The sequence below is a fragment of the Dactylosporangium sp. NPDC049140 genome, assembly GCF_040648435.1.
Genome location: NZ_JBEZDS010000024.1, coordinates 35317 through 62138, shown reverse-complemented (window position 1 = coordinate 62138; position 26822 = coordinate 35317). Strand labels below are relative to the sequence as shown.

21 protein-coding genes are annotated in these 26822 nt (G+C 75.6%); 8 read left to right on the top strand and 13 right to left on the bottom strand.

Translation table 11 applies throughout. The features are described 5' to 3' along the window. The first annotated feature begins 95 nt into the window (after positions 1–95). Entirely contained in the window at positions 96–500 is a 405-nt protein-coding gene (locus AB0B76_RS32365; protein WP_360382537.1) for a RidA family protein, read from the top strand. A gap of 60 nt (positions 501–560) precedes the next feature. Here the strand turns inward: AB0B76_RS32365 and AB0B76_RS32360 are convergent, their stop codons facing one another. The 10 genes from AB0B76_RS32360 to AB0B76_RS32315 are packed head-to-tail and all read right to left on the bottom strand — an operon-like array spanning position 561 to position 18268. After that, complete coding sequence (locus AB0B76_RS32360) at positions 561–5801, bottom strand: amino acid adenylation domain-containing protein (RefSeq protein WP_360382535.1); 5241 nt, start codon at positions 5799–5801, stop codon at positions 561–563. A gap of 6 nt (positions 5802–5807) precedes the next feature. After that, positions 5808–6845, bottom strand: coding sequence for a glycosyltransferase (locus tag AB0B76_RS32355; protein WP_360382533.1), 1038 nt, complete (start codon positions 6843–6845; stop codon positions 5808–5810). A gap of 40 nt (positions 6846–6885) precedes the next feature. After that, positions 6886–8028, bottom strand: coding sequence for an iron-containing alcohol dehydrogenase (locus AB0B76_RS32350; RefSeq protein ID WP_360382532.1), 1143 nt, complete (start codon positions 8026–8028; stop codon positions 6886–6888). Beyond that, on the bottom strand, positions 8012–9244 hold the full coding sequence (locus tag AB0B76_RS32345) for an AMP-binding protein (RefSeq protein ID WP_360382530.1): 1233 nt from the start codon (positions 9242–9244) through the stop codon (positions 8012–8014). The genes AB0B76_RS32350 and AB0B76_RS32345 overlap by 17 nt, the downstream gene beginning before the upstream one ends. Next, a complete protein-coding gene (locus AB0B76_RS32340; RefSeq protein ID WP_360382529.1) occupies positions 9241–12231 on the bottom strand; it encodes a condensation domain-containing protein in 2991 nt (996 codons plus the stop codon). The genes AB0B76_RS32345 and AB0B76_RS32340 overlap by 4 nt, the downstream gene beginning before the upstream one ends. After that, positions 12228–12446 carry an acyl carrier protein gene (locus AB0B76_RS32335; protein WP_360382528.1) on the bottom strand — a complete coding sequence of 73 codons (219 nt, stop codon included), beginning with the start codon at positions 12444–12446 and terminating at the stop codon, positions 12228–12230. Before AB0B76_RS32335 ends, AB0B76_RS32340 begins: the two co-directional genes overlap by 4 nt. Next, the gene (locus AB0B76_RS32330; protein ID WP_360382527.1) at positions 12443–12949 is read right to left on the bottom strand and encodes a phosphopantetheine-binding protein; all 507 of its coding nucleotides are present in this window, start codon (positions 12947–12949) and stop codon (positions 12443–12445) included. Before AB0B76_RS32330 ends, AB0B76_RS32335 begins: the two co-directional genes overlap by 4 nt. Further along, positions 12946–14604 (bottom strand): AMP-binding protein, encoded by a 1659-nt coding sequence (locus tag AB0B76_RS32325; protein ID WP_360382525.1) that lies wholly within the window; start codon positions 14602–14604, stop codon positions 12946–12948. Before AB0B76_RS32325 ends, AB0B76_RS32330 begins: the two co-directional genes overlap by 4 nt. Next, positions 14601–17570, bottom strand: a complete 2970-nt coding sequence (locus AB0B76_RS32320; protein ID WP_360382523.1) for an amino acid adenylation domain-containing protein — start codon at positions 17568–17570, stop codon at positions 14601–14603. The genes AB0B76_RS32325 and AB0B76_RS32320 overlap by 4 nt, the downstream gene beginning before the upstream one ends. Then, on the bottom strand, positions 17567–18268 hold the full coding sequence (locus tag AB0B76_RS32315) for a hypothetical protein (RefSeq protein ID WP_360382521.1): 702 nt from the start codon (positions 18266–18268) through the stop codon (positions 17567–17569). Before AB0B76_RS32315 ends, AB0B76_RS32320 begins: the two co-directional genes overlap by 4 nt. A 125-nt stretch (positions 18269–18393) precedes the next feature. On the opposite strand from AB0B76_RS32315, the gene AB0B76_RS32310 reads away from it, so the two are divergent. The 3 genes from AB0B76_RS32310 (at position 18394) to AB0B76_RS32300 (ending at position 22189) form a co-directional block, all read left to right on the top strand. Continuing rightward, positions 18394–19752, top strand: coding sequence for a condensation domain-containing protein (locus AB0B76_RS32310; RefSeq protein WP_360382520.1), 1359 nt, complete (start codon positions 18394–18396; stop codon positions 19750–19752). Between the two features lie 165 nt (positions 19753–19917). Next, positions 19918–20502 carry a hypothetical protein gene (locus AB0B76_RS32305; RefSeq protein ID WP_360382518.1) on the top strand — a complete coding sequence of 195 codons (585 nt, stop codon included), beginning with the start codon at positions 19918–19920 and terminating at the stop codon, positions 20500–20502. A gap of 169 nt (positions 20503–20671) precedes the next feature. After that, a complete protein-coding gene (locus AB0B76_RS32300; RefSeq protein WP_360382517.1) occupies positions 20672–22189 on the top strand; it encodes an ankyrin repeat domain-containing protein in 1518 nt (505 codons plus the stop codon). Here the strand turns inward: AB0B76_RS32300 and AB0B76_RS32295 are convergent. Both AB0B76_RS32295 and AB0B76_RS32290 read right to left on the bottom strand, forming a co-directional pair. Further along, positions 22141–24204, bottom strand: coding sequence for an Hsp70 family protein (locus tag AB0B76_RS32295; RefSeq protein WP_360382515.1), 2064 nt, complete (start codon positions 24202–24204; stop codon positions 22141–22143). The genes AB0B76_RS32300 and AB0B76_RS32295 overlap by 49 nt on opposite strands. 74 nt (positions 24205–24278) lie before the next feature. Continuing rightward, on the bottom strand, positions 24279–24590 hold the full coding sequence (locus AB0B76_RS32290) for a hypothetical protein (protein WP_360382513.1): 312 nt from the start codon (positions 24588–24590) through the stop codon (positions 24279–24281). Between the two features lie 27 nt (positions 24591–24617). Between AB0B76_RS32290 and AB0B76_RS32285 the strand changes: the two genes are divergently transcribed. Further along, positions 24618–25130, top strand: coding sequence for a hypothetical protein (locus AB0B76_RS32285; RefSeq protein WP_360382512.1), 513 nt, complete (start codon positions 24618–24620; stop codon positions 25128–25130). Here AB0B76_RS32285 and AB0B76_RS32280 read toward each other — a convergent pair. Further along, positions 25109–25486: a helix-turn-helix domain-containing protein gene (locus AB0B76_RS32280; protein WP_360382510.1), complete on the bottom strand. Its 378-nt coding sequence runs from the start codon at positions 25484–25486 to the stop codon at positions 25109–25111. The two genes, AB0B76_RS32285 and AB0B76_RS32280, sit on opposite strands and share 22 nt — an antisense overlap. 73 nt (positions 25487–25559) lie before the next feature. On the opposite strand from AB0B76_RS32280, the gene AB0B76_RS32275 reads away from it, so the two are divergent. From AB0B76_RS32275 to AB0B76_RS32265, 3 genes are read left to right on the top strand one after another with little or no spacing between them, the layout of a single operon-like run. Further along, positions 25560–25925 (top strand): DoxX family protein, encoded by a 366-nt coding sequence (locus AB0B76_RS32275; RefSeq protein WP_360382509.1) that lies wholly within the window; start codon positions 25560–25562, stop codon positions 25923–25925. Positions 25926–25931: 6 nt separating this feature from the next. Next, positions 25932–26558: an HAD family hydrolase gene (locus AB0B76_RS32270; protein ID WP_360382507.1), complete on the top strand. Its 627-nt coding sequence runs from the start codon at positions 25932–25934 to the stop codon at positions 26556–26558. Then, entirely contained in the window at positions 26555–26809 is a 255-nt protein-coding gene (locus tag AB0B76_RS32265; protein ID WP_360382505.1) for a hypothetical protein, read from the top strand. Before AB0B76_RS32270 ends, AB0B76_RS32265 begins: the two co-directional genes overlap by 4 nt. Positions 26810–26822: the final 13 nt, after the last annotated feature.

Here is a 26822-nt window from a genome sequence, read left to right as displayed (position 1 = left end):
TTTCGCGCCCGTTGATCAAACGCACAATAGGCGCAATCTGATCATCCCCGCGCCCCGACGACCGCACCGTCCTCAACGTGAACGCACAATGAGGCGTGATCGAGAAGCGCAACCCGCCGGACGTGCACGAGCCGGCCGGCTACAGCCACGTGACGATCTCGGACGCCGGCCGGCTCGCGCACCTGGCCGGGCAGTGTCCGCTCGACCTGTCGGGCCAGGTCGTCGGCGCGCCCGGCGACCATGCGGCGCAAACGGGGCAGGTGATCGCCAACTGCCTGGCGGTGCTGGACGCGGCCGGGGCGGCCCCGGACGACGTGGTGAGGTCGGTCGTCTACGTGGTCAGCGCGGACAGCGCCGTCCTGGCCGCGGTCTGGCGGCAGCTCAACGCCTCGGCCCTGGCGCCGGCCTTCACCTCCGCGAGCACGCTGCTCGGCGTGGCCTCGCTCGGCTACCAGGGGCAGCTCGTCGAGGTCGACCTCACCGCGGCGCTGCCGGGCTGATCACACGAGCCGGTGTCGCCGATGCGGGGCCACCGCACGATCATCGCCGCCGCACGCTCGTCACCGCGGGGTGCGCCGGTTGAGCGCGTTGAGGCCGATCAGGTCCTCCGGCTCGGTGTCGGGTACCTCGGCGTCGAAGCGGGCCAGCGGGCGGTACCGCATCGCGGCCAGCACGATCGCCGCCATCGCGCCACCGAAGAGCAGGTAGCTCGGGCCCAGGCCCAGGGCCGACGAGACCGCCGGGGCGATCACCAGGAAGGCCGGCGGCAGCGTCGCGAAGGCGAAGACCGTGTTGACGGCGAAGACGCGGCCGTGGGCCCGCGGCGGGATCTTCACCTGGATGATCGTGGTGTAGATGGCGTTCATCACCGTCAGGGCCACGAACATGCCGAAGACGCCGACGGCGATGAGCGGGATCGAGCGGTGCACGCCGGTCAGGGTCGCGAACGCGGCGAACGTCAGCGCCGAGAGCATGACGCCGCGCATGCGCCGGTGGGCCGGGCCGCCCCAGAACGCCATGATCAGGCCGCCGGTCACGACGCCCGCGCCGCCCGCCACCGCGACCTGGGTCACCGCCCGCAGGTCGGCGATGCTCAGCACGAGCGGCTGCACGAGGATCAGCGACGGGCCCAGGAACAGGTTCGTGACGGCGAAGAACAGCAGCATGGAGCGGAACCCGGGGGTGCCCATGGCGAGGCGGAACCCGCCGCGGATCTCCTGCGCGATCGGCTCGCGGCGGCGGTACCCCATCAGCGCCGGGAACTTCACCAGTGCCAGCACGACCAGCGCGACCGAGTAGCTGATCACGTCCAGCGCGAGGATGCCGTCCAGGTCGATGGCGGCCATCACGCCGACCGCGACGACCGGCACCAGGAACTGCGCGACGCCCGCGCCGACCTGGACCATGCCGTTGGCGTGGCCGAGGTACCGCTTCGGCACCAGCTGCGGCACCGCCGAGTTGTAGGCCAGGCGCTGGAAGGTCAGCGCCACCGACAGGCCCGACAGCAGCACGTAGATGTGCCAGATCGCGAGCGTGTCGGTGAGCAGCAGGGCCAGGAAGACGCCCTGGATCAGCAGCGCGGCGCCGTCGCCGGCGAACATGACCGCGCGGCGGCTGTGCCGGTCGACGAGGGTGCCCGCGAACGGCAGCGCGAGCATGCCCGGCACCAGCGCGACCGTGGAGAACAGCGCCAGGTCGAACAGCGAGTGCGTGTGCAGGAAGATCCAGACCGGGATCGCGAACTCCGTCATCGCGGTGCCCAGCATCGACACCAGCTGGCTCGCGGCCACGCCCGTGAAGCGGCGCATGCTCGGCGCCGGCCCGGCCGCGGGCTCGACCCGGTCGCGGACGGAGACACCGGCCAGCCGCCAGGTGCCGGTGGCGGGCAAGGAGGGGTCGGCGGCGAACGGGCGGCGGGCGGTCAGGATGGCCGCCAGCTCCGCCGCGCGCCACTTGAGGAAGTAGTGGCCGCCCTCGTCGAGCACGTACAGCGCCGTCGTCCCGCTCAGGAAGTGCCACTCGCGGTAGCGTTCCTGGTAGTACATGGTCGCGTCGTCGCGCTCGCCGACGACCGACACGATCGGCGCCCGCAGCCGGGTGGTGCCGCGGCGGAACAGCTCGGTGAAGAACTCCTCGGCCGCCTCGCTGTCGCGGCGCATGCCCCGCACCATCGCGCGGACCTGGTCCGGGCCGAGGTCGCTGAGGTCGATGCCGACCGAGGTGAGCCAGTTGGAATACGTGCGGTCGCTGCGCAGGCGCTCGAACCGGTTGAGCAGCGTCGCGAACCGGCCCCGGGGGCGGGCGAACGGGAAGATGGCCCCGATGAACAGCGTCTCGACCTCGCGGCCGGCCGCCTCCAGGGCGACCGCGACCGCGACCGCCAGGGCGCCGCCGACGCCGCAGTGGCCGTAGACGGCGACCGGGCCCTCGACGCGTTCCAGGATCTCGGCGGTGGTGTCGGCGACGAGGGCGTCGAAGGTGGCGCCCTGCTCCTGCAGGCCGACGTCGTTGCCGGGGATGGCGAGCGCGTAGAGCGAGTGGCCGGCCGGGAGCGCGTCGGCGAGCGGCTGGTACACGATCGCGCTGCCGCCGCCGTAGGGCAGGCACACGAGCGTGAGCACCCGCTGGGCCCGCGGCACCGGCTTCGTCAGCTCGTACAGCAGCCGCTTGGGTCCCCGCTCGTCCTGCGGGGTGTCGACGAGCGCGGCGAGCCCGCGCACGGTCGGGTGCTTGAACATGTCCATCACGCTGACCGGCGCGGGCAGGAGACCGCGCAGCTTCGCCACGACCTGGGTGGCGAGCAGCGAGTGGCCGCCGAGGTCGAAGAAGTCGTCGCCGGCGCCGACGCGGGGCAGGCCCAGGACCGCAGCCCACACCCCGGCGATCGCGGTCTCGGTGGGGGTGGCCGGCTCGGCGAACGACGCCGCTTGCGCGACGGGCGCGGGCAGGGCGCGCCGGTCGAGCTTGCCGTTGGCGGTCACCGGCAGCGCGGGCAGCGTCACGTACGCGGCCGGCACCATCGCGTCCGGCAGCACCCGCTTGAGCGCGGCCCGCAGGTCGCCGGTCTCCTCGCCGACCACGTACGCGACCAGGCGCTGGTCCCCGGGCTGGTCCTCGCGCACGACCACGGCCGCGTCCCGCACCCCGTCCTGCGCGCGCAGGACGGCCGCGATCTCCCCCGGCTCGATCCGCATCCCGCGCAGCTTCACCTGGTCGTCGAGGCGGCCGAGGTACTCCAGCGAGCCGTCCGGGTTGCGCAGGGCCAGATCGCCGGTGGCGTACACCCGCTCGCCCAGCGCGTCCTTGAAGCGCTCGGCGGTCAGCTCGGGCCGGTTCAGGTAACCGGCCGCGACCCCGACGCCGGCGATGTGCAGCTCCCCCGGCACGCCGACGGGCACCGGTTCGCCGGCCGGGTCGAGCACGTACAGCCGGATGTTCTGGATCGGGCGGCCGATCGGCACCCGCGCCCGACCGGCGAGGGCGGCCGGCGTGCACTCCCACCAGCTGACGTCGATCGCCGCCTCGGTCGGCCCGTAGAGGTTGTAGACCGGGCAGCCGAGCCGGTCCAGCGCGGTGCGGGCCAGGTCGACCGGGAGCGCCTCGCCGCTGGCGATGACCCGGCGCAGGCTCGTGCCGCCCTCGATCCCGTCCTCGGCCAGGAACACGGCGAGCATCGACGGTACGAAGTGGACGGTCGTGATGTTCTCGGCGGTGATGAGGTCGCGCAGGTAGGCGGCGTCGCGGTGGCCGCCGGGCCGGGCCAGCACCAGCCGGGCGCCGGCGATGAGGGGCCAGAACAGCTCCCAGACGGAGACGTCGAAGCCGATCGGGGTCTTCTGCAGCACCGAGTCGTCGGGGCCGAGGCCGTAGGCGCGCTGCATCCAGTCGAGCCGGTTGTGGATGGCCCGGTGGGAGTTCGGCACGCCCTTGGGCCGGCCGGTGGAGCCCGAGGTGTAGATGACGTAGGCGATGTCGTCCGGGCCGGCCAGCGGCTCCAGGGGTGTCCCCGGCGGCCCGTCGAGGTCCACCGTGGACAGTACCGCGACCGGCTCGGCATCGCTCACCATGAACGCGGTGCGCTCGGGCGGGTTGTCCGGGTCGAGCGGCAGGTAGGCCGCGCCGGACTTCAGCGCGGCGAGCAGGGCGACGACGAGCTGCGGGCCGCGCTCGGCGTGCACGCCCACGATGCGGCCCGGGCCGGCCCCGTCGGCCCGCAGGCGGGCGGCGAGCGCGTCGGCCCGGCCGTCCAGCTCGCGGTACGACATCGAACGCCCCTCGAACACGACGGCGGGCGCGTCCGGGGTCCGGCGCGCCTGCTCCTCGACGAGCCCGTGCAGGGTCTTGGCGGGGCCGATGTCCACGGTGGACGCGTTGGCCGCGTCGACGACGAACGCGCGCTCGTCCGGGGCGAGCATCGGGATGGCGCCGATCCGCCGGTCCGGATCGGCGACGACGGCCCGCAGGATGGCCTCGAGGTGCCCGGCCATCCGCACGATCGTGGCGGGCTCGAAGAGATCGGTGTTGTACGTGAAGAAGCCCGACAGGCCGCCGGCGTCCGGGTCGAACAGGTACAGCTCCAGGTCGAACCGGGTCTGCCGGGCGTCGATCGGGAACGGCTCGAGCTCCAGGCCCGCGTCGGGCAGGCCGCCGCGGGCGTAGTTGAGCATCGTGAACGTCGCCTGGAACACCGGCGAGCGGGACACGTCGCGGGGCATGCGCAGGTGGGTGACGAGCCGGTCGAACGGCGTCTCCTGGTGGTCGAACGCGTCCAGGACCCGGTCGCGGACCCGCCCGAGGAGCTCGGCGAAGGTCGGGTCGCCGGACAGGTCGGCGCGCAGGGCGAGGACGTTGGCGAAGAGGCCGACGACGCCCTCGAGCTCGGGCAGGGTGCGGCCGGCGACGGTGGAGCCGACGGCGAAGTCGTCCTGGCGGGAGTACCGCAGCAGCAGCGTCTGGTACGCGGCCAGCAGCGTCATGTACGGGGTGGCGCCGAAGCGGCGGCCGAGCTCGGCGACGGCGCGGGCGAGCGGCTCGCCGTACCGCAGGACGTGCCCGGCCCCCTCGAAGCGCTGCTCGGGCGGGCGGGGCCGGTCGGTCGGCAGGTCCAGCGGCGCCACCCCGGCGAGCTGCCCGTGCCAGTAGTCGAGGTCGCGCTCGAGCACCGCGCCGGCGTAGCGGGCCCGCTGCCAGGCCGCGTAGTCGCCGTAGCGCACCGGCAGCGGCGTGAGGTCGTGGCCGTCGTAGGCGCTGAGCAGGTCCCGCAGGAACACGTCGATCGACCAGCCGTCGGAGCCGATGTGGTGCAGCACGACCGCGAGGACGTGCTCCCCCTCGGCGATCCGCACGAGGGCGGCGCGGGCGAGCGGGCCGGTGGTGAGGTCGAACGGGCGGGCGCCGTGCTCGGCGACGATCGCGCGCACCGCGGCCCCGTCGGGCTCGGCGTGCGTCTCCAGCGGCACGCGCACCCGCTCGTCGACGACCGCCGCCGGCCGCCCGTCGGCGTCGGTGACGAACCGGGTGCGCAGGGTCTCGTGGCGCGCCACGACCGCGTCCAGCGCCGCCTGCAGCCGCTGCGCGTCGAGGGGGCCGCGGAGCCGGACGGTGATCGGCACGGTGTAGGCGCTCGTGCCGGGGGCGAGCTGGTCCATGAACCACAGCCGCTCCTGGGCGAAGGACAGCGGCGGGTGTACGTCGTCGGCGCGGCGCGGCACCGCGGGCGCGGCGGCCTCGGCGCGGCGGGCCTGCAGCCGGCGCCGCAGCAGCTCGGCACGGGCGGCGGAGAGCTCGACATCAGTGGTCACGGCGGTTCAGCCCCCGTACCGTTTCGCGGGCTCGCGGTTCCAGACGAACGCCGGGTCGTCGGTCCAGCCGAAGCCGGTGAACAGGCGGTCGGGCCGGCCCAGCTGCCACGCGGCGATGAACTCGCCCAGGTCGAAGCACCAGTCGAGGCCGGCGCAGGCGATCGACTCGGCCAGGGCCCGCACGGTCGGGGCGTCGTCGCCGAGGCGCTCCCGGGTGTCGACGGCGAGCAGGACGGCCGCGACGGCCGGGAGGAGCAGCGGCCCGGCGACGGCGGTCGCGGACAGCGTGCTGACCCGGTTCAGCTTCGGCCGGCCCCGGCGCGCGTGGACGTCGAGGAGCCACTGGCCGGACTGCCCGTACGTGATCAGGCGACGGCACACCGTCCCGAGCGACTCGATGCTGCTCTTGTCGTGCACGACGACGGCCTCGGGGTCGCAGACGATGGCGTGCCCGGCCTCGGTGAGGCGCAGGCCGAGGTCGACGTCCTCGCCGCCGACGACGGTCAGCGGCCGCTCGGCGAAGCCGCCGACGGCCTCGAAGGCCTCGCGCCGCACGGCCAGGTTGCAGGTGGTGGCCCAGCCGACCTGGCGCGCCTGCGCGGGCCACTCGAAGGCGGAGTTGAGCAGCTTGGAGCGGGACATGATGCGGAACATCGCGTTGTCGACGCCCTGCACGAAGGTCGGGCCGGCGACCGCCCCGACGCTTTCGCCGGCGTTGCGCAGGGTCTGCACGTGCCGCTGGAGCAGGTGCTCGGTGGCCAGGCAGTCGGAGTCGATGAACAGGATCAGGTCGTAGGCGGCGGCGCGCACGCCGTCGTTGCGCTTGGCCCCGACGTGCTTCGGTCCGCGCAGGTACCGGGCCTGCAGACTCGCGCAGGTGTCCTGGTGGGCCTCGGCGTCGGCGGGCCCGGAGTCGTCGACGACGATGACCTCGACCGGCTCCGTGCAGGCGTCGACGGCCGGGCGGAGGCTCTCCAGCAGCCGCCGCATCTCCGCCACCCGGCCCTTGACCGGGATCACGACCGACAGGCCTTTGTCGCTCATCGGGACTCCCGTGCGGTCCGGTGACGAAAGAGTCGAGCGCTCATACCGCCTCCAGGGCGTTCATGGCTACGGTCTCGAAGGCGTCCATGACGGCCTCGATGGGGACGGGGACGAGCGGCGGGCCGCCGGCGGGGCCGGGCACGGTGCGGCCGACCGAGTCGAGCAGCACCATGAGGACCTCGCCGGGAGCGCACGGGCCGTAGCCGCGCTTGTTGTCGGCCGCGAGCGCCGCGCGGATCGCGTCGCGGCCGAGGCCGTCGAGGCGGGTGGCCGCGTCGGGCAGGTCGAGCCGGGACACGAGCCGGTGGTGGGCGGCGACGTCGTCGGCGGCGAGGCCGTGGCGGCGGCGGGCGACCTCGGCGGCGACGAGCATGCCCCAGGCGACCGCCTCGCCGTGGCGGATCGCGCCGCCGCTGACGAACTCGACGGCGTGGCCGGCGGTGTGGCCGTACTCGAAGATGAGCGCCCCGCCCCGCTCGCGCGGGTCGGCGGCCACGTACGGCGCCTTGGCCTCGACGCCGATCTCCAGCAGCGCCCGCAGGGCCAGGCGCGGCTCCTCGAGCGCCCGCACCAGCTTCGGCTCCAGGCCGGGCGCGGCCACGAGCACGTTCTTGACCATCTCGGCGAGGCCGGTGAGCATGTCGTGGCGGGGCACGGTGGACAGCCAGGCCAGGTCGCAGGCGATGAGCGCGGGTACGAAGTAGGTGCCGGCGAGGTTCTTGCCGGCGCTGAGGTTCACGCCCTGCTTGAGCGAGACGGTCGCGTCGAACGCCGCGACCGGGGTGGTCGGCAGGTGTACCAGGCGGGTACCGCGGAACAGCAGCGCCGCGGCCAGCCCGGCGAGGTTGCCGACGGTGCCGCCGCCCATCGCGACGACCGCGGACCGGCGGGTCAGTCCCCGGGCCACCGCCGTCTCCAGCAGGTGCTGCACGGTCGGCAGGGTCTTGTGCCGCTCGGCCGCCTCGACCGCCACCGGCTCCACCCGCACCCGGCGGGCGAGCTCGGCGGCGACCGCGTCGGCGTGCCCGCGCACCCCGTCGTCGAGGACGAGCAGGATCGCGTCGACGTCGCCGAGCCGGTCGAGGACCGCGGCGGCGAGGGCGGGCGTGCAGTCCGTGCCGTAGAGGTACGGCACCATGGCGTCGCCGAAGGCGAGCCCCAGCTCCTCATACGGGGAGCGCATCGTAGTTCACCTTCCCGTTGGCCCGGCGCGGCAGCCGGTCGATCGCGGTCACGCGCACCGCGGTGCGGTGGATGCCGAGCTCGCGGCCGACGAGCGCGGCCACCTCGTGCGCCCGGGCGGCGGGCAGGCCCTCGCACCAGACGAGGACCCGGTCGTCGCCGGCGAGGGCCGCGGCGGGCGCGAGGGCCCCGGCGGCGTGCTCGACGGCGTCGAGGTCGACGCGCACGCCGTACGCCTTGCCGATACGGTTCAGCCGCCCGGACAGCCACAGGTGCCCGTCGGCGTCGAGGCGGCCGCGGTCGCCGGTGCGCAGCACGCCGCCGCAGTCGTCGCCGCGGGCCAGGTCCCCGGCGGTGTCGGCGTAGCCCATCATCACCGTCGCCGAGCGGCACACCACCTCCCCGTCGGCGGCGATGGCCAGGCGCATCCCGTCGACGGGCGGCCCGACGCAGCCGGCCTTGGCCGGCAGGTGCCCCGGCGGCAGGACGCAGATGCGGGAGCCGGCCTCCGTCTGGCCGTACATCGAGTAGAACGCCCCGCCGGCCCCGGCCATCGCGCCGGCGAAGCGGGTGACGAGCGCGTCGCGCAGCCGCCCGCCGGACACCGCGAGGCTGCGCACCCGCGGGCTGCGCGCCGGGTCCCACGGCAGCCGGACGAGCAGCTCGAACGTGTGCGGGACCCCGGTGATCGCGGTGACCCGGTGCCGCTCGACGCTGCCCCAGAAGCCGGCGTCGAGCACGCCGCGGGGCTCGAGCACGACGGTGGCGCCCGCGAGCAGGTGGCTGTGCAGCACGCTGAGGCCGAGCGTGTGGAACAGCGGCAGGCTGGTGACCGCGGTGTCGTCGGCGCCGATGTGCAGCGCCTTGACGATCGCGGTGGCGGCCGCGGCGACCGCGGCGCCGGAGTGCCGCACGAGCCGGGGGCGGCCGGTCGAGCCCGACGTGGCGAGCATGAGCGCGAGGTCGGGGTGCAGGTCCACGGCCGGCCCGAAGCGCTGCGTCAGCCCGGCGGCCGCGGCCGGGTCGCACACGAGCGCGGCCCGGCCGGCGGCCCGGGCGCCGAGGTAGCGCAGGACGGACGGGGCATCGGCGCGCATCGGGCACACCACCACGCCGGTCGGAGGCAGCGGCTCGGCGGCGATCGCGGTGATGAGCCGGTCGCCGGCGTACTCGTCGCCGGTGACCGCGTCGATGATCCGGGCCCCGGGGCCGATCATCGCGCGTCCCCGGCGAGGAGCCGCCGGACCTCGTCGTCGTCGAGCGCCGCGATCTCGGCCAGGAGCAGCTCCTCGACCGCGGCCGCGAGGGCGGCGACGGTCGTGTGGCGGAAGATCGTCCGCAGCGGTACCTCGACCCCGGCGCTCGCCCGCAGCCGCGCGGCGACCCGCGTGGCGAGCAGCGAGTGCCCGCCGAGGTCGAAGAAGTCGTCGTCGGCCCGGACCTGGGGCACCCCGAGGACCTCCGCCCAGACCTCGGCGACGAGCCGCTCCCCGTCGCCCTCGGGCGCGCGGCCCTCCCCCGCGGCCACGGCCACGGGCGGGAGCGCGGCCCGGTCGACCTTGCCGTTGCGGGTCATCGGCAGCCGGTCGAGGGTCGCGTAGGCGCGCGGGTGCAGGTACGGCGGCAGGAGCTCGCCCAGGTGGGCCCGCAGCGCGCCGGGGCCGGGGACCGACGCGCCGGGCGCGGGCACCAGGTGGGCGACGAGCCGCCCGTCGCCGCCGGCGGAGACGACCGCGTGCCCGATCGCCGGGTGGGTCAGCAGGGCGGCCTCGACCTCGCCGGGCTCGATGCGGTACCCGCGGACCTTGAGCTGCTCGTCGGCCCGGCCGAGGAACTCGTAGGCGCCGTCGGGGCGGCGGCGGGCCCGGTCGCCGGTGCGGTAGTGCCGGACGCCGCCGAGGTCGGCGAACCGCTCGGCGGTGAGCTCCGGGCGGCCGAGGTAGCCGTCGGCGACGCCGGGGCCGCCGATGACCAGCTCGCCGGCGACGCCGTCGGGCACCGGGGCGCCGCCCAGGCCGGTGATGTGCACGCAGGTGTCGCCGATGGGGTGGCCGATCGGCGGGCGGCCGGCGGTGTCGGCCGGGGTGAGCCGGGCCGTGGTGGCGATGATGGTGGCCTCGGTCGGGCCGTACGTGTTCACGACCTCGACCCGCTCGCCGAGGTGGGCGAACCAGCGTTCGAGGGCGTCGGGGCGGACCTGCTCGCCGCCGAGGATGAGCAGCCGCAGCCCGGGCGGCCAGGCGACGGCGGCCGGGTCGGCGCACAGCTCGTGCCAGTAGGAGGTGGGCAGGTCCAGCACCGTGACCGACTGCCCTTGCGGGGTGGCGAGGAAGTCCGGGAGCTCGGCGCGGGCGCCGGTGGGGACGACGAGGGTGGCGCCGGCGGCGAGGCACGGGTACACCTCCTCGGCGAACGTGTCGAAGGACGGCGACGCGAACTGCAGGACCCGGTCAGCCGGGGTGAGCGCGTAGCGCTCGCGCATCCAGGCGACCCGGGCGGCGAGGGCCCCCGGGGGGACGGTGACGGCCTTCGGGCGGCCGGTGGAGCCGGAGGTGTAGATGGCGTAGGCCATCGGCTCGGCCGTCGTGCGGCCACCGGTCGCGCGAACGCCGTCCGGCGTGACGACGACCCCCGCCCCGCTGTCGGCGAGCTGCTCCTCGACGCGCCGCGGCGGGGCGTCGGGGTCGAGCGGCAGGTAGCCGGCTCCGGCCCGCCACGCGCCCAGCATGGTGGCGACCAGGTCGATGCCCGGCGGGAGCTGGACGGCGACCAGGCCGCCGTGCTCCCCCAGCTCCGGTGTGCGGGCGCCGAGCTCCACATAGGACACCTGGGCGTCGCCGTGGACGATCGCCGGGGCGCCGGAGCCGAAGTCGATGAGGTCGAGCGTCCGCCGGTCCACTGTGGATCGGGCGCAGGCCCAGGGGCCCTGCTCGGCCTCGGTCATCGCGGCGTAGATCTCCGACAGGCGCGCGTCCGGGTTCTGCGCGGCCCGCCGCAGCAGCTCGCCGTAGCGGCGCACCAGGGCGGCCACGCTCGCCGGGTCGAAGAGGTCGCGGCGGGACTGCGCGACGACCTTCAGCTCGCCGCCGCCGGCGAAGCACTCGAAGGTGAGGTCGAACTTCACCGCGCGGTGGCCCGGGTCGACGTACTCGGCCGTGATGCCGGGCAGCGCGAGCCCGTGGTCCTCGGCCCCGCCGTGCACGACGAACATGGTGTCGAAGAGCGGGGTGCGGGCCGGGTCGCGCCGCACGTCCAGGCGCGCGATGAGGTCCTCGAACGGCACGTCGCGGTGCTGGTACGCCTCCAGCGCCGTCGTCTTCACCCGGCCCAGCAGCTCCCGGAAGGTCGGGTCGCCGGCCAGGTCGCCGCGCAGCACGACGGTGTCGAGGAAGTACCCGATGAGCGGCTCGGCGTCGGTCCGGTCGCGGCCGCTGACCGGGGTGCCGACGCTGATGTCGTCCTGGCCGGTGGCGAGGCCGAGCAGGGCGAGGTACGCGGCGAACAGGGTCATGAACGGTGTCGTGCGGCCGGCCCGGCCCAGGGTGCGCAGGTCGGCGGCGCGGCCGGGGCCGAGCTCGAAGCCGTCGAACGCGCCCGCGGTGCCGCGCCGGGGCGGGCGGGGCCGGTCGGTCGGCAGGTCCAGCACCGGGGCGCCCGCGAGCTGCTCCGCCCAGTAGGCGAGGGTCTCGGTGCCGTCCGGGCGCGGGGCGCGGGCGAGGTCGGCGTACTGGGTCGCGAGGCCGGGCAGGCCGGCTCCGGTGTACGCCTTCGCCAGCTCGTCGCGCAGGACGCCGATCGACCAGGCGTCGGCCAGGATGTGGTGCAGGACGAGGACCAGGATGTGCTCGTCCTCGGCCAGGCGCAGGATCGCGGCGCGCATCGGCGGGGCGGCGGTGAGGTCGAACGGGGTGTTCGCGAGCGCGGCGACCGCCGGGCCGGCCGCGGCGGCGGTCGTGGTGCGGATGGGGACGTCCGGCCGCCAGCCGTCGAGGACCTCCTGGACCGGGCCGGCGCCGTCGAGCGGGAACCGGGTGCGCAGGGCGCCGTGGCGGGCCACGACGTCGCCGAGCGCGACGGCCAGGGCGGGGGCGTCGAGGGGGCCGCGGAGCCGGTAGGCGAGCGGGATGTGCCAGTCGAGCGCGTCGGGGTCGACCTGGGCCAGGAACCACAGGCGCTGCTGGGCCGGGGTGACCGGGGCCCTCACGCGCGCGCCGCCACGGCCGCCGCGAGCTCGGCGACGGTGCCCGCGTTGAAGTATTCGGCCAGGGGCAGGTCGACACCCAGCCGCTCCCGGACCCGGGCCGCGGTGCGGGCGATGAGCAGCGAGTCGAACCCCAGGTCGTACAGGTCGTCGTCGGGGCGCGCGGGGCGCTCGAGGACCTCGCCGACGATGGCGTACACGGCCTCGGTCGTGGTCATGAGGACGCGCGGGCGCGGTCGACGAGCGCGGCGACCGCGGCGAGGGACGGCGCCGACAGCAGGTCGCCGAGGGTCAGGTCGGTCTCGAGCCGTTCGTTGGTGAGGTCCAGCAGCAGCGCCGCGGTCATCGAGTCGCCGCCCAGGTCGAGGAAGTTGTCGTCGGCGGCGACCCGGGTCCGGCCCAGGGTCTCGGCCCAGATCTCGGCGAGGTCCTCCTCGGTCGGGGTGGACGGCCGGCGGAACGTGTGGCTGCCCGGGCCCTCGGTGTCCAGCGCGGCGGCGTCGGCGGGCAGGGCGTCGACGACGACGAGCACGTCGGGCAGCTCGGCCGGGTCGACGGCGTCCCACAGCTGGTCGCGCAGGTCGACCGGGGCGGTGGCGAGGCCGGGCACGACGGCGAGGATGCGGCGCCCGTCCGGCCCGCGCAGCGGCGCGACAGCGGTCACGCCGGGGTGCTCGCGCAGCACCTTCGCCGCGGTGTCCAGATCCACAGGTGCGCTCATCGGGCTTCCCTTTCCAGGATGTACCGGGCCAGCTCGGCGACGGTCGGCGCCTCCAGCACGGCGATGGTGTCCACGTCGACACCGAGGCGTTCGCGGGCGGTCGCGGCGATCCGGGTGGCGGCGAGCGAGTCGCCGCCGATCTCGAAGAAGTTGTCGGTCGTACCGACGGCGGCGGCGCCCAGCACCTCGGCCCAGACGGCGGCCAGGTCCCGCTCCAGGCCGGTCCCCGGCTCGGCGAACTCCACCGGCACGGCCGGCAGCTCCCGCTTCACGACCTTGCCCGCCTCGTTGCGGGGCAGGTCGTCGACGATCCGGACGACGGCGGGCACCTCGGGCCGGGTCAGGTGCTCGACCGCGAACCGGCGCAGGTCCGCGGCGGTGGTGGCGTCCGCCCGGCCGGGCCGCAGGACCACGAAGGCGGCGACGATCTCGCCCAGCACCGGGTGCCCGGTGCCGCGGACGGCCGCCTCGGCCACGTCCGGGTGGCGGGTGAGGATCTGCTCGACGCGGCCGGTGGAGACGTTGAACCCGCCGACGATGACGACGTCGGAGGCGCGGCCGGTGAGGTACAGCGTGCCGTCGCCGTCGACGTAGCCGAGGTCGCCGGTGCGCGTCCAGCCGTCGGCGATCTCGACCGGCCCCGCGTCCAGCAGCTCCCGCGGCGGTGCTCCCCCGGCCCGCAGCCACACCTCGCCGGCCTCCCCCGGCGGCAGTTCGGCGCCGCCGGGGCCGGTGACGCGCACGGCGCTGGAGCCGACCGGCCGGCCCACCGCCTCGGGGCGGGCCGGGTCGAAGCGGGTGGCGATGCGGGCCGGGTACGTCTCGGTGGACGTGTAGAAGTTGTGGAACGCGGCCGTCGGGAACACGGTGGCGAGGTCGGCCATGATGGGTACCGGCAAAGGCGCCCCGGAGAAGCTGACCCCTTTCACCGACGGCATCGGGGTCGCCTCGCCCGGCGCGGCCCGCACCAGCCAGTGCCCCATGGCGGGCACCAGGCAGACGGTGACCGCCCGCTCCCGGGCGACCATGGCCGTGAACCCCGGCACGGTGAAGGCGGCCTGGGCGAGCAGCGTGTGCTGGCCGCCGACGCAGTTGAGCAGCACGGCCTGGGCGGCGACCGAGCCGACCGGCAGGGCGTGCGCGCACGGCTGGTTGGCGCGCACCGCGCTCGGCCAGACGACCTGGGCGCGCAGCAGGTTGGCGTGGGTGGCCACGACGCCCCGGGGCCGGTCGGTGGTGCCGGAGGTGAACACGACCTCGGCCGCGTCGCCGGGCGCGACGGCCGCGACGAGCGGGCCGGCGGGCTGCCCGGCGCCGAGGTCGTCGCCGGGCCGCACGACGTGCGCCACCCGGTAGCCGGCGACGATCCGGTCCAGCTCGTCCTCGCCGAAGCGGGCGCCGGTGAGCAGGGCGACGGCGCCGAGCTTGAGGGTGGCGAAGTAGGCGGTCGCGTACCGGGGCCAGGCCGCCCCGCCGAGCGCGAGAGCGACCCGGTCGCCGTGGCCGACGCCGCGCTCGCGCAGGCCGCGGGCGAACGCGTTGGAGCGGGCGTCGAGCTCGGCGAAGGTGAGCGTCTCGCCGCCGTCGAGGACGATCGCCGGCCGGTCCGGCACGAGCCGGGCCGACTGCCGCAACAGGTCGGGCACGGTTCTCATTCGGCCTCCTCCAGGCGGGCCGCCAGCTCGGCCGGCGTCGGCGCGTCGAACACGTCCAGCAGCGACACGCCCCGGCCGATGCGGGCGGCCAGAATGGCGGCCAGCAGCGAGTGGCCGCCGCTGGTGAAGAAGTTGCTGTGGGGGCCGATGTCGGCGCGGCCGAGGATCTCCCGGAAGAGCTCGACGAGCGGCCCGGCGGCCGCGGACGGCTCGGCGCGGACCGGCTCGGCCGGGGCGGGCGGCTCGGGCAGCGCCCGGTGGTCGACCTTGCCGTTGGCGTTGCGCGGCAGGGCGTCCAGCGCGACGAGACCGGCGGGGACGAGGTAGTACGGCAGGTGCTCGCGCGCGTGCCGGCGCACGTCCTCGACGTCGACGGTCGCGGGCTGCACGTAGCCGACGAGGCGCCCGTCGCCCTGCGGGTCGCCGGCCAGGACGACGGCGGCGGCGGTGACGGCCGGGTGGCGCTCCAGGGCCGCCTCGACCTCGCCGGGCTCGATCCGCCGGCCGCGCAGCTTGACCTGCCGGTCGGCCCGGCCGAGCAGGGTCACGGTGCCGTCGTCGCGCCAGGTGGCGAGGTCGCCGGTGCGGTACAGCCGGCCGCGGACCGGGTCGTCGGGGAAGCGCCGCGCGGTCAGGCCGGGCGCGCCGGCGTAGCCGCGGGCCAGGCCGGTGCCGCCGATGCAGAGCTCGCCGACGAGGCCGGGCGGGGCGTCCTGGCCGTGCTCGTCGACGACGTGGAAGGAGGTCTCGGCGATCGGGGCGCCGATGCCCACCGGGTCGGCGACGCCGGCGGCGATCGGGGCGCTCGCGGACCAGATGGTGGTCTCGGTCGGGCCGTAGACGTTGTACAGCCGGCCGCCGGTCTGCAGCAGCCGCTCGGCGAGCGCGGCGCTGAGCGGCTCCCCGCCGCACAGCAGCCGCCGGCCGCGCAGCTCGTCGCGGACCGATCCGGCGGCCAGCCGCCAGATGGTCGGGGTGGCCTGCACGACGGCGACGTCGTGCTCGGCGACGAGCCGCAGCATGAGCGGCGGGCGGGTCTGGGCCTCGTCGGGCGCGACGACGGCGCCGCCGCCGTACGCGAGCGGCAGGAACAGTTCCAGCGCGGAGATGTCGAAGCCGAAGGTGGTGAGCCACAGCACCCGGTCGGACTCGGCGACGGCCAGCTCGGCGGCGAAGTGGCGCACGAGGTTGGCCAGGGCCCGGTGCGGGATCTCGACGCCCTTGGGCCGCCCGGTCGAGCCGGAGGTGAAGATGACGTAGGCGAGGTCGTCCGGGGCGACGGCGGCGAGCCCGGCGTCGAGCCCGGCGGTGTCGTCGCTCGTGGCGCTGCCGGCGGCGTCGATCGTGTACCTCGCTCCGGCCCGCTCCAGCTGCTCGGCGAGGCGACCGGCGGGCTGGCCCGGGTCGGCCGGCAGGTATGCGGCGCCGAGCGACCACACGGCCAGGACGGCGGCGGCGAGGCCGGCGCCGCGGGGCAGCGACACGGCGACGACGTCCCCGCGGCCGATCCCCTGGGCGGCGAGCCGGTCCCGGACGGCGGCGGCCCGGCCCGCGAGGGACCGCCGGGTGTGGACGGTGCCGTCGGGGTCGACGAGCGCGGGCCCGTCGGGGTCCTGCGCGTGCCGGGCGGCGATCCGGGCGGCGACGGTCGGCGCCGGTACCGGCCGCCCGGCGCCCGCGTTGGCCCGCGCGACGAGGGCACGCTCCGCGTCCGTCCACATCGGAAGCTCCGCGAGGGGCCGCCCCGGTTCGGCCGCGGCCGCCGCCAGCAGCAGCTCGAAGCGCCCGGCGAGCGCGCGGACGGTCGCCTCGTCGTGGACCTCGGTGCTGTACACGGCCTGCAGCGTCACCCGCCCGGCCGCGGGCACCACCACGAACTGCAGGTCGTGGCGGCTGGCGCCGGGGTCGACCGGCATCCACTCGGCGTCGGGCAGCTCGCCGGGCGGGGCGTTCTGGGCCGGGGGCAGGAAGTTGAACATGTGCCGGAACAGCGGCGCGCGCCAGCTGCCGTTCGGCAGGTCGCCGAGCAGGTGCTCGAAGGACACCCCCGCGTGGTCGAGCGCCTCGGCCATGCGGTCGCGGACCTGCGCGGCGAGCGCGTCGAAGCCGCGGCCCAGGTCGACGGTGAGGCGGACCGGCAGGGTGTTGACGTGGTAGCCGACCGCGTCGCGGGTGCCCTGGCGGCGCAGGTTCACCGGGACGCCGACGACGAGGTCGGGTCCGGCGCCGTGGCGGGCGAGCAGGGTGGCGAACACGGCCAGCAGCGCCATGTTGTCGGTGACCCGCAGCCGGGCGCGCAGCCGCGCGAGCGGGGCCGGGGGCAGGTCGCGCTCGAGCTGGGCGCCGGCGAAGGTGGGCCGGGCGGGCTCGGGGCGGGCCGACGGGAGCGCGAGGCGGGCGGGGTCGACGCCGGCGAGACGGCTCAGCCAGTACCGCACGCTGTCCGGCGCGGGCGGCGGCTCGTCGAGCCGCGTCCCGGCCGCGGGCGGCGGCGGGGCCTGGCCGTTCGCGATCCGGTGGTAGGTGGTGGCGAGGTCGGGCATGACCAGCCCGCCCGACGCCCCGTCGAAGACGATGTGGTGCGACACGAGGCAGAGCACGCTGCCGCCCTCGTCCAGGGCGATGCCGTACACCCGCAGGGGCAGCTCGGCGGCGAGGTCGAAGGGGCGCAGGGCCAGCTCGGTGAGCACGGCGCCGAGCTTGGCCGCGGGCGCGGTGAGCACGGCGACGGGCACGGTCGCGCGGTCCGGGTCGGCGGGCTCGCGGTAGGGCACGCCGTCGCGCTGCGGGAAGCGGGTGCGCAGGGCCGGGTACCGCCGCAGGATCTCAGCGGCCGTGGACTCCAGGGCGGCCGGGTCGAGCGGCGCGGAGGTGCGGATCGCGAGCGGCTGGTTGTCGACGGTGACGCCGGGGGCGAGGCGCTGGAACAGCCATAACGCCTCCTCCTTGCGGCTCAGCGCGCTCATGCCCCCACCGCCGCGCGGGCCGCGGCCGGGTCGGCGAGCAGGTTCTCCTGCGGCACGTCGAGACGCAGCTGCGGCCGGCCCTGCAGGACGGGCGGCAGCTCGTGGTCGCGGGACAGCACGACGAGGTCCGGCGCGAGTCCGCCGAGGCCGGCGGCCCGGCCCATCGCCAGGTACCGCAGGTTGGCCGCGACCCGCGCGCACAGGTCGGCCGCGATCGAGTCCGGCACGCCCTGCTCGCCGAGGGTCTTGCGGGCCACGACGGCGTAGCGCTCGGCGAGGTCGTCCGCGTCGGCGCCCGGCTCGGCCCCGGGCTCGGCCCCCATGCGGCGCACGGCCGCGGCGTAATGCCCGGCGATCGTGCGGGCGTCCACGTCCACCGGGTCGAACAGCACCAGCCGCCGGTCCGGCCCGGCCAGGGCCCCGGCGAGCGCGGCGCCCGCGCAGAATCCGAGCACGGCGTGAAAGTTACCCAGCGCGGCGGTCCGGGCTCGCCACCCGGCGAGGTGCGTGGCGGGGTCGCCGGGCGCCGCCGGCCAGCCCGTCTCGTCGCTGCCCCAGACCGCCCAGTCGCCCGGCAGGTGCGGGGCCAGATCGCCGAAGTTGGCCTGGGCCCGGACCTTTGCCAGGGTGAAGTCGACCGCCACGACGGTCCGCGCATTTGCCGCACTGCGGAGCAGGCGCCATCCCCCGATAGCCACGCCGAAGACGGTAATTCACCCTTCCGTGATCGTCGAGCCTCTCCCGGAGGTCGAGTTTTTTCGAAAACGTCAATGCCTCGGCGGCCCTTGACAAGACCGACGGCGCGCCGCAAAGCTCAGAGACCATGAGTCGGGGGGCGTCTCGGCTGGCGCGTAGTCAGGAGGCGCTGTGGGAGTTCGTGTCCTGCTTCGCACCGTCGGACCCAGGCGTGCTGGGATACAACGTTTTCGAAACAGCAACGTGGAACGAGTCGATTGACGTCAATTCTTTTCGGTCGGCCGTGGGCGATGTGTGTGCCCGCCACGACGCGTTGAGAATCGTATTTGATTCGGTCGGCATCGATCCGCTGATACGTATTCCGGATCGCATCGAGCCGCCGCTCGCGTTCACCGACCTGACCGCCGGGCCGGCATCGCGGCGCGACCTGCTGCGCGGGAGCATCCTCGGCTACGAGCGCGGCCGCGCCTTCGACCTGCGTGGCGGTCCACTGTGGAGCGTCGTACTGCTGCGGACCGCACCCGACCGGCACATCGTCGCCGTCACGCTGTTCCACCTCATCGCCGACGGCTGGTCGACCGGCGTGCTGCTGCGCGACCTGCGGGCCGCGTACCGGGCGCGCACCGGCGCCGGCCCGGCGCTGCCCCCGCTGAAGCTGTCGTACGCGGCGGCGACGGCGGACCCGGACCTCGGCCCGGCGGATCGGCGCCGTCGGGACGAGTTCTGGCGGCGCACCCTCACCCCGCTGCCGGACGAGTGGCCGTTCGAGCGTTCGCCGCAGCAGCCGGACGTGACCGCGGAGGCGACTCTCGGCCGGCCGATCGAGGCCGGGCTCATCGGGCGGCTGCACGCGTTCGCCCGGTCGCAGCGCATCACGCCGTTCCTGCTGTACCTCGCCGCCTACCGGATCCTGCTGGGCGCCCGCACCGGCCGGCCGCGGCTGGTCCTGGGCACCGCCACCGCCGGCCGCGACGAGCCCGGCGCCGAGGACCTCGTCGGGCAGTTCACGAACAACGTGTACGTCGCCACGACCATGGGCCCGGAAACCACCCTCGTCGAGGGGATCGGCCTCGTGCGCGCGGCGATGTACGAGGCGGTCCGGCACACCGCGTCGTTCACCGAGATCGCCCGCGCGGTGAACCCCGGCTTCGACGCGATGCGCCCGTGGCCGTTCCTGCTGCTGTACCACTCCTGGTTCCAGTCCGCCGCGCCGACGAACGACCCCCCGCCCGACCGCCGCGAGCACCGCTCCCGCGCGCGCAAACCGGCCGGCACGACGCTGGACGAGCACACCACCCGGCTGTGGGCCAAGCGCGGCGAGCCGGGCCTGGTCGTGCGCCACGACCGCCGCGGCGCGTCGATGAACTACAACCCGACGATCTACCCCCGCGCGGCGATGCTGGAGACCCTGGACGGCTACACTGCCGTGCTGAGCGCCCTGCTCGACGACCCCGACCAGCGCATCGGAGACCTCAAGCTCCCGTGAGCACCACCCAGCCGGAGCAGATCCTGCGCACCGCCGCGACCGTGCTCGTCCTCGACGGAGACGCGGCCCCGCTCACGGTCCGGCCACGAGATCGCCGAGCTGGCCCGCCGGCTCGAGCTCACCGACCGGCCCCTGGGGCACTGCCTGTGCCTGGGCTGGGGCACGGTGTCCGTCCACGACGCGGCCGGGGCCGAGGTGGCCCGCTGGACGCTGCACCACGAGGTCAACCTGCGCGGGCTCGACGGCGGCGAACGGGAGCTGCGTGACGGCCCCGGCCTCGTCGACTGGCTGGCCGAGCGCGGGCTTCCGGGCCGGCTCCGGGTCCGCGAGCACATGGCCCGCTACTCCGCCGCCCTGGAGCGCCGCCGCCTCGGCTGGGTGGCCTGCGCCCCGCCGGCCCTGACCCGCGCCGCGGACGCCGCGACCCACTCGCCGGACCGGCACCAGGAGCGCCTCGCCATCGCGATCCTGCGCTGGTACCCGGACCCGGCCGAACGCATCCGCATGCTCCTCGAGTGGGCCCGGTACCGGGCCGAGCCCGACGAGGGCGCCGACGAATCCGTCATCGTCGCGTACAGCGGCACCTACTTCTACGAGTCCACCCTGCACCGGTTGCTGCTCGAGGAGCCCTGGGACGCCCTGGTCGCCGCGCCGCGCACCCCCGCTCAGCGCGATGGGCTCGCCAAGCTCGCGGACAGCCACGAGTGGATGCGCGCCGGGTATCCGAAGCTGCCCGGTGCCGCCGGCTGATACCACCTGTGGACCGGCGGCTCCCTGGAAGCCCGCTAGAATATGGGTCGGCTTCCAGGGAGCCGCCGGTCCGCGGGAATGGGCTCAGCCCACCTGGCGCGCACCACGCGTCACCATCGTTCTCCTTTCGGCCTGACGAGCGGGCACAGGCACACGAGAGGAGTCCGCCGTGCCGACCCGAGGCATGCCCGAACGACCCGACCTGCAGCAGTTCCGCCGCCAGGCCCGCGCCCTGCAACGGGCGGTGCGCGCCGGTGAGGCCGACGCCGTCGCGCGGATCGCCCGGCTCCACCCCGCGCCGCCCGCCGAGGCCGCCGCCCTGCCGCTCAGCGCGGCCCAGCTCGTCGTCGCCCGCGAGTACGGGTTCGCCAGCTGGCCCCGCCTCACCCGCTACGTGCGGACCGTCGCCGAGCACGGCTGGGACACCGGGCTCGGGGCGGTACCGGCGCAACATCCCGCCGACGAGTTCTGCCGGCTCGCCTGCCTGACCTACGGCCGGGAGGACGGGCCGGAGCGCTGGGCGGCGGCGCGCGAGTTGCTCGGGCGGCACCCCGGCCTGACCGCCGGCAGCATCTGGGCCGCGGCCGCCGCCGCCCGCCCCGACGACGTCGGACGGCTGCTCGCCGCGCGGCCCGGCCTGGTGTCGCAGCCGGGCCCGCTGGGCTGGCGGCCGCTGTTCGGCCTGGTGTACTCCCGGCACGACCCCGGCATCGCGGCCGAACCGGTGCTCAGGACCGCCCGGCTCCTTCTCGACGCCGGGGCCGACGCCAACGACGGGTACCTCTTCGACGGCCTGCCCACGCCGTTCACGCTGCTGACGGGGGTCTTCGGCGCCGGGGAGCTGGGCCGGGCCCACCAGCCGCCGCACCCGCACTGGCGCGCGCTGGGCCGGCTCCTGCTGGACGCGGGCGCGGACCCCAACGACGGGCAGGCCCTGTACAACCGGATGTTCGAGCCCGACGACTCGCACCTGGAGCTGCTGTTCGAGTACGGGCTCGGCACCGGCGACGGCGGACCGTGGAAGGCCCGCATCGACACCCTGCCGACGCCGGCCCAGCTGCTGCGCGTGCAGCTGCGGTGGGCCGTCACGCACCATCAGGCGGCCCGGGTACGGCTGCTGGACCGGCACGGCGTGGACATCGCCGCGCCGTTCACCGACGACGGGCCGCCGTGGGCCCCGGCCGACGGCCGCACGCCGCTCGAGCTGGCCGAGCTCTACGGCGACGCCACCATCGCCGGGTACCTCCTGGAGCGTGGGGTGCCCCGCCCCGGGCCCGACCCGGCGCACGACCTCGTCGCCGCCGCGTTCCGGGGCGACCCGGGGGCGGTGGCCCGCGTCGCCGCGGAGCACCCCGGCGCCGCGGCCGAGGCCCGGCGCCGCCACCCGGGGCTGCTCGTGTGGGCCGCGGCCCGGGCCTCGGCCGAGACGGTGGCGCTGCTGGCCGGGCTCGGGTTCGACGTCAACGCCTACGGCCGCGGCGACGCCCCCGCCGAGGGCGCCTGGGAGACCGCCCTGCACCACGCGGCGGGCAACGGCGACACCGCGCTCGCCCGCCGGCTGCTCGACCTGGGCGCCGACCCGGACCGGCGCGACAAGCGCTTCGGCGCCACTGCCCTGGGCTGGGCCCGGCACTTCGATCAGCGCTCGACGGCGGAGCTGCTCGAGCCGCTCACCGCCCCGGACTGACGGGCGCGGGCGGACCGGACCAGCGACGGTACGACGACGGCGGTCACCGCGGCGACGGCGAGCAGGAGCCAGACCCACGGGAGGCCGTCGTCGTCGACCCGGACGAAGGTGGACCAGTACCACTGGTGGGTCACCTCCGCCATGGGGTCCTCGGACCGTTGCCAGGCCACGTCGAGCAGCAGCAGCGCGCCGCACTGGGCGACCAGCACGGCCCCGATCCTCTGGTGTACCTCGGCGGCGCTTTGGTGCACCTCGACTGTGCGCCCGATCGCCTGGCGCAGGGCCGCGCCGAGGGACAGGGCCGCGGCGAGCATCAGGGCCACGCCGAAGAGGTACCCGCCGAACCAGGTGGGGTCGCCGTCGTACGCGATGACCCCGCTCAGCGGCTGCACGTTTGCCATGTGGTCGCCGTTGAACGCGACGTACGGCATCCGGACCGGGCCGCTGCCGGCCAGCACCAGCACGACGCCGGCCGCGGCCCACAGCCCGATCCGTACCCGCCGCGCCGGGCGGGCGACGGCGTAGAGGCCGCCGATGAGGATGGCGACCGCGGACCCCGCGAGCACCCAGACCCACACCTCGACGGCGTCGCGGAGCGGCCACAGGACGAGCAGCCCGAGCACGGTACCGGCGGCGGCGACCACGGCCGGGCCGAGCGCCCGGTGCGCGGGGGCGGGCGGGCCGCCGATCACCATGGCGACGACCATCGCCAGGAGGACGAGCACGGAGCCGGGCAGGAGCGGGGTGAGCAGGCCGGCCAGCAACGGCGGGGCCACGTCGCCGTAGGAGTCGCGGGCGAGCAGTGAGATGCCGCCGACGGCGGCGACGGCGGCGAAGGCGGCCGTCCCCCACGGCCGTCGGCGCTTCTCGACGACCGGCGGCGGCTCCGGCGTCGGCTCCGGCTTCTTCGCCGGCGCGGGCTTCGGCTCGGGCTTCTTCACCGGGACCGGCTCCGCGGCCAGCAGGCTTCCCTGGGCCACGACCAGCTCCGGCTGCTCCAGAATCACCGGCGCGATGCCGAGGGCCTGGTGCAGGAGGGTGGCCACGAGCGGCACCCGGCTCCCGCCCCCCACCAGGAACACGCCCGCGAGCCGGCCGGCGGTGACGTCGCTGGCGAACAGGGTCGCCGTGGTGAGCGCCACCGTCCGGTCCAGCCAGGGCCGGGCGAGCGCCTCGAACTCGGGGCGCGTCAGGTACAGGTCGACGTCCAGCAGCGGTACCGTCAGCCCGGCCGTCGTCGCCCGGCTCAGCAGCTCCTTGGTCGACCGGGCGTCCTCCCACAGCGCGCGGCGGTGGCGGCGGTCGGCGACGGTCCCCGGCCGTTCGAGGCGATGCCACAGCTCCGGCCCGCGCGCGGCGACCGCCACGCGGATCCGCTCGACCACCGCGGCGTCGAGGTCGATGCCGCCGACGTCGTCGAGCCCGGCCGCGGCGGCGACGTGCCAGCCGTCGCCGGTGCGGCGCAGGACGCTGACGTCGAAGGTGCCGCCGCCGAAGTCGTACACGACGACGGCGTGGCCCTCGGGCACCCGGTGGCCGAGGGCGCCGGTGAAGTACATCGCCGCCGCGACCGGCTCGGCGACCAGGCTCACCGCGGGCAGCCCGGCGGCCGCGGCGGCGTCGCTCAGCAGCGCCCGCCGGGTCGCGCCCCAGCCCGCGGGGTGGGTGAGCACGGTGGCGCCCGGCGGCCCGCCCAGCACGCGGACCGCCTCGTCGGCGACCCGGCGCAGGATGGCCTCGATCAGCCGCGGTACCGGCACCTCCCGCTCGTTGAGCAGGACGCTGCCCTCGTCGATGCGCCGCTTCGGATGCGGCTCGTAGGCGCTGGGCTCGATGCGGGCGCTGCGCTCGGCGTCGCGGCCGACGAGCATCGTGCCGTCGCCGCCGAGGTACACGGCCGACGGCAGCAGGGGCGAGGCCTCGAACAGCAGCGCGTCGACGCGCCCGCCGGGGCGGGCCAGCACCGCGACGGTGTGCGAGGTGCCGAAGTCGATCCCGAGCCGTACGGTCTGCATGGTGCGCGACCTCCAAGTCGACGTCTGTGACCTGACGGATCGACGGGGAGCGCGTTTGATACATCCCGGTGCCGCTACGGCGCCAGCGCCTCCCACCGCGGGCGGAACGGCAGCTCGGCCAGGGCGGCGACGGCCCGCGGGGGGAAGTCGGGCCAGGTGTCGCGCCGGATGTCGTGCCGGCGGTTGCAGTACCACCAGCCGCGCTGCTGCTCCGGGAAGACGACGGGCTGGTTGATCTGGAACCCGGTGTCGAGCAGGACGAAGCTGCGCTGCTCGCGGGCCGCGCCCTCCCAGGTGAAGCCCCAGTCGTAGACGATCGCGGCGCCGTGGCGGTGGCCGGCGGCCCGGACGGCCCCGTCGCGGATGACGGTCACGGGGGTGAACATCGAGCGATGATGCCATCGTAGGGGCCCATGGAGACGGCGCTGCGGGACTGGGTCCGGGAGCGGTTCACGCCCCGGATGCTCGACGAGATGGCTCAGCTCGACTACGGCATGCACGCCGAGGAGAACCGGACGGCGCTCGAGGACGTGCTGCGCGACGCGCACCTGCCGACCCAGCTCGGCTGGCCGCCGCGCGAGGTGCTCGAGCTCGCCTCGCACGGCGGGGCGCCCCTGCCGCGGCTGTTCGCGTGCACGGTGCTCGTCCGCGCCGGTGCCGGGGTGCCGTCCAAGGTCGTCGCCGGGCTTGTCGAGTCGGCGCTCGAGGTCGGCGCGGGCGGCCTCGCGGCCGACTACGTCGCGTGGTGCCGCGCCGCCCCCGACACCGATGAGGAGACCCGGCCGTTCCTGGCGCTGGCGCTCATGCTGCTGACCCCGGAGCGCGCCGCCGAGCTGATGCCGGAGATCGCGGACGTGCCCGCGCGGGAGCTGCGGCCCTGGCGCCGCCTGAACGGGAAGCTGGGTCAGCCGGTCCGGCTCCCGTAGGCGGCCCGGCTGGCCTCGATGTGCGGGACATGCTCCATCGCCCAGCCGGCCAGCGCCAGGGCCGGCGGCAGGAGGCTCTGCCCCATGTCGGTCAGGTTGTACTCCACCCGGGGCGGCACCTCGGCATGCACCGTGCGGGCCACCAGCCCGTCGCGCTCCAGGTTGCGCAGGGTCAGCGTCAGCATCCGCTGGGAGATGCCCGGGATCTGCTGCTGCAGCTCGGTGAAGCGCACGGTGCCCTGATCGAGGGTCGCCACGATGAGCAGCGTCCACTTGTTGCAGATCTGGTCGAGGATGGCCCGGATCGTGCGGCCGCCGTCGCCCCGGATCATGCATGCGTGCTCGAACTGCTCCACGACATCTCCCTGTGCCTCACGCACACGCGTGTGCCTTTTGTACGCCCTCCGATAGTGCCGCATCATGGCCGCCATGGAGATCGCGTACTGGATCGTCGGCGGGCTGCTCGCACTGTTCTACGTGTACGCCGGGGGCAAGAAGGTGGCCCAGAGCCAGGAGGCGCTGCGGCCGATGATGGGCTGGGTCGACACGGTACCGATGCCGCTGGTGCGCACCATCGGCGCGCTGGAGCTGCTCGGCGCGGCCGGGCTCATCCTGCCGCCGCTGACCGGGATCGCGCCCGGGCTCGCGATCGCGGCGGCGGCCGGCCTCCTGCTGATCCAGGTCGGCGGCATCGTCACGCACGTGTCGCGGGGCGAGGCCCGGATGATCGGCCTCAACATCGGGCTGCTGGTCGCGGCGGGCGTCGCCGTCTGGCTCGCCACCGTGTGGGTCTAGCCTCCCGTGACCGGCCTGGTGCTGTTCGACCTCGACGACACCTTGGTCGACCGGTCCGCGGCGTTCCGGCGGTGGGCCGCGGAGCTCTGCGCCGACCGTTCCCTGCCGGCCGGGGCGTTCGAGTGGCTCCTGGCCGCGGACCGTTCGGAGGGCTTCTTCGCGGCGGTGCGGGCGCGCTTCGGGCTGGTCGATGATGTCTGGGCGCAGTACCGCCGCCGGATGCCCGAGCTCGTCACCTGCCGGCCCGGGGTGCTGGGCCTGCTCACCGGCCTGCGGGCCGCGGGCCAGCGGGTCGGGATCGTCACGAACGGCCGCGCCGACAACCAGCTCGGCAAGATCCGCCGGACCGGCCTGGACCGGGCCGTCGACGGCTGGGCCGTCTCCGGCGAGCTGGGCGCGCGCAAGCCGGAACGGGCCCTGTTCGCCGCCGCGGCCGCCGCGTGCGGGGCCGACCTCGCCGGCGGCGGTTGGATGGTCGGCGACAACCCGGCCGACGACATCGCGGGCGGGCGAGCGGCCGGCCTGGCGACAATCTGGGTCGCCGGCGGCCGGCCCTGGCCCCGCGACTTGCTCCCACCTGATCACACCTGTGACACCGTCGAGGCCGCCGCCGGGTGGATACTCCCCGCATGAAGCTGTCGGTGCAGTCGATCACGCTGATGATCGCGGGCGGCGTGCTGATCCTCATCGGCCTGGGCGCGTCGGTCGGCCTGCTGAAGTCGCGCTTCAGCATGGTCGTCGCGATGACCGTCGGCCTGATCCTGCTCGCCGTCGGCCTGGGCCTGGCGATCCGCCCCCGGGTCCAGCAACACACCCAGCCGGCGCCGGCGGTCAGCGCCGCCGCCGGGTTGCCCACCCATCCCTACTATGGCAAACTGCAATAGTGCGAGCTGCCAT

What these genes read in the sequence shown, in the direction of transcription:
- AB0B76_RS32355 (WP_360382533.1), bottom strand. Translation starts at nt 6,845, where the DNA reads ATGAGCGACAAAGGCCTGTCGGTCGTGATCCCGGTCAAGGGCCGGGTG.
- AB0B76_RS32350 (WP_360382532.1), bottom strand. Translation starts at nt 8,028, where the DNA reads ATGCGCTCCCCGTATGAGGAGCTGGGGCTCGCCTTCGGCGACGCCATG.
- AB0B76_RS32345 (WP_360382530.1), bottom strand. Translation starts at nt 9,244, where the DNA reads ATGATCGGCCCCGGGGCCCGGATCATCGACGCGGTCACCGGCGACGAG.
- AB0B76_RS32335 (WP_360382528.1), bottom strand. Translation starts at nt 12,446, where the DNA reads ATGACCACGACCGAGGCCGTGTACGCCATCGTCGGCGAGGTCCTCGAG.
- AB0B76_RS32330 (WP_360382527.1), bottom strand. Translation starts at nt 12,949, where the DNA reads ATGAGCGCACCTGTGGATCTGGACACCGCGGCGAAGGTGCTGCGCGAG.
- AB0B76_RS32325 (WP_360382525.1), bottom strand. Translation starts at nt 14,604, where the DNA reads ATGAGAACCGTGCCCGACCTGTTGCGGCAGTCGGCCCGGCTCGTGCCG.
- AB0B76_RS32320 (WP_360382523.1), bottom strand. Translation starts at nt 17,570, where the DNA reads ATGAGCGCGCTGAGCCGCAAGGAGGAGGCGTTATGGCTGTTCCAGCGC.
- AB0B76_RS32310 (WP_360382520.1), top strand. Translation starts at nt 18,394, where the DNA reads ATGAGTCGGGGGGCGTCTCGGCTGGCGCGTAGTCAGGAGGCGCTGTGG.
- AB0B76_RS32295 (WP_360382515.1), bottom strand. Translation starts at nt 24,204, where the DNA reads ATGCAGACCGTACGGCTCGGGATCGACTTCGGCACCTCGCACACCGTC.
- AB0B76_RS32290 (WP_360382513.1), bottom strand. Translation starts at nt 24,590, where the DNA reads ATGTTCACCCCCGTGACCGTCATCCGCGACGGGGCCGTCCGGGCCGCC.
- AB0B76_RS32285 (WP_360382512.1), top strand. Translation starts at nt 24,618, where the DNA reads ATGGAGACGGCGCTGCGGGACTGGGTCCGGGAGCGGTTCACGCCCCGG.
- AB0B76_RS32275 (WP_360382509.1), top strand. Translation starts at nt 25,560, where the DNA reads ATGGAGATCGCGTACTGGATCGTCGGCGGGCTGCTCGCACTGTTCTAC.
- AB0B76_RS32265 (WP_360382505.1), top strand. Translation starts at nt 26,555, where the DNA reads ATGAAGCTGTCGGTGCAGTCGATCACGCTGATGATCGCGGGCGGCGTG.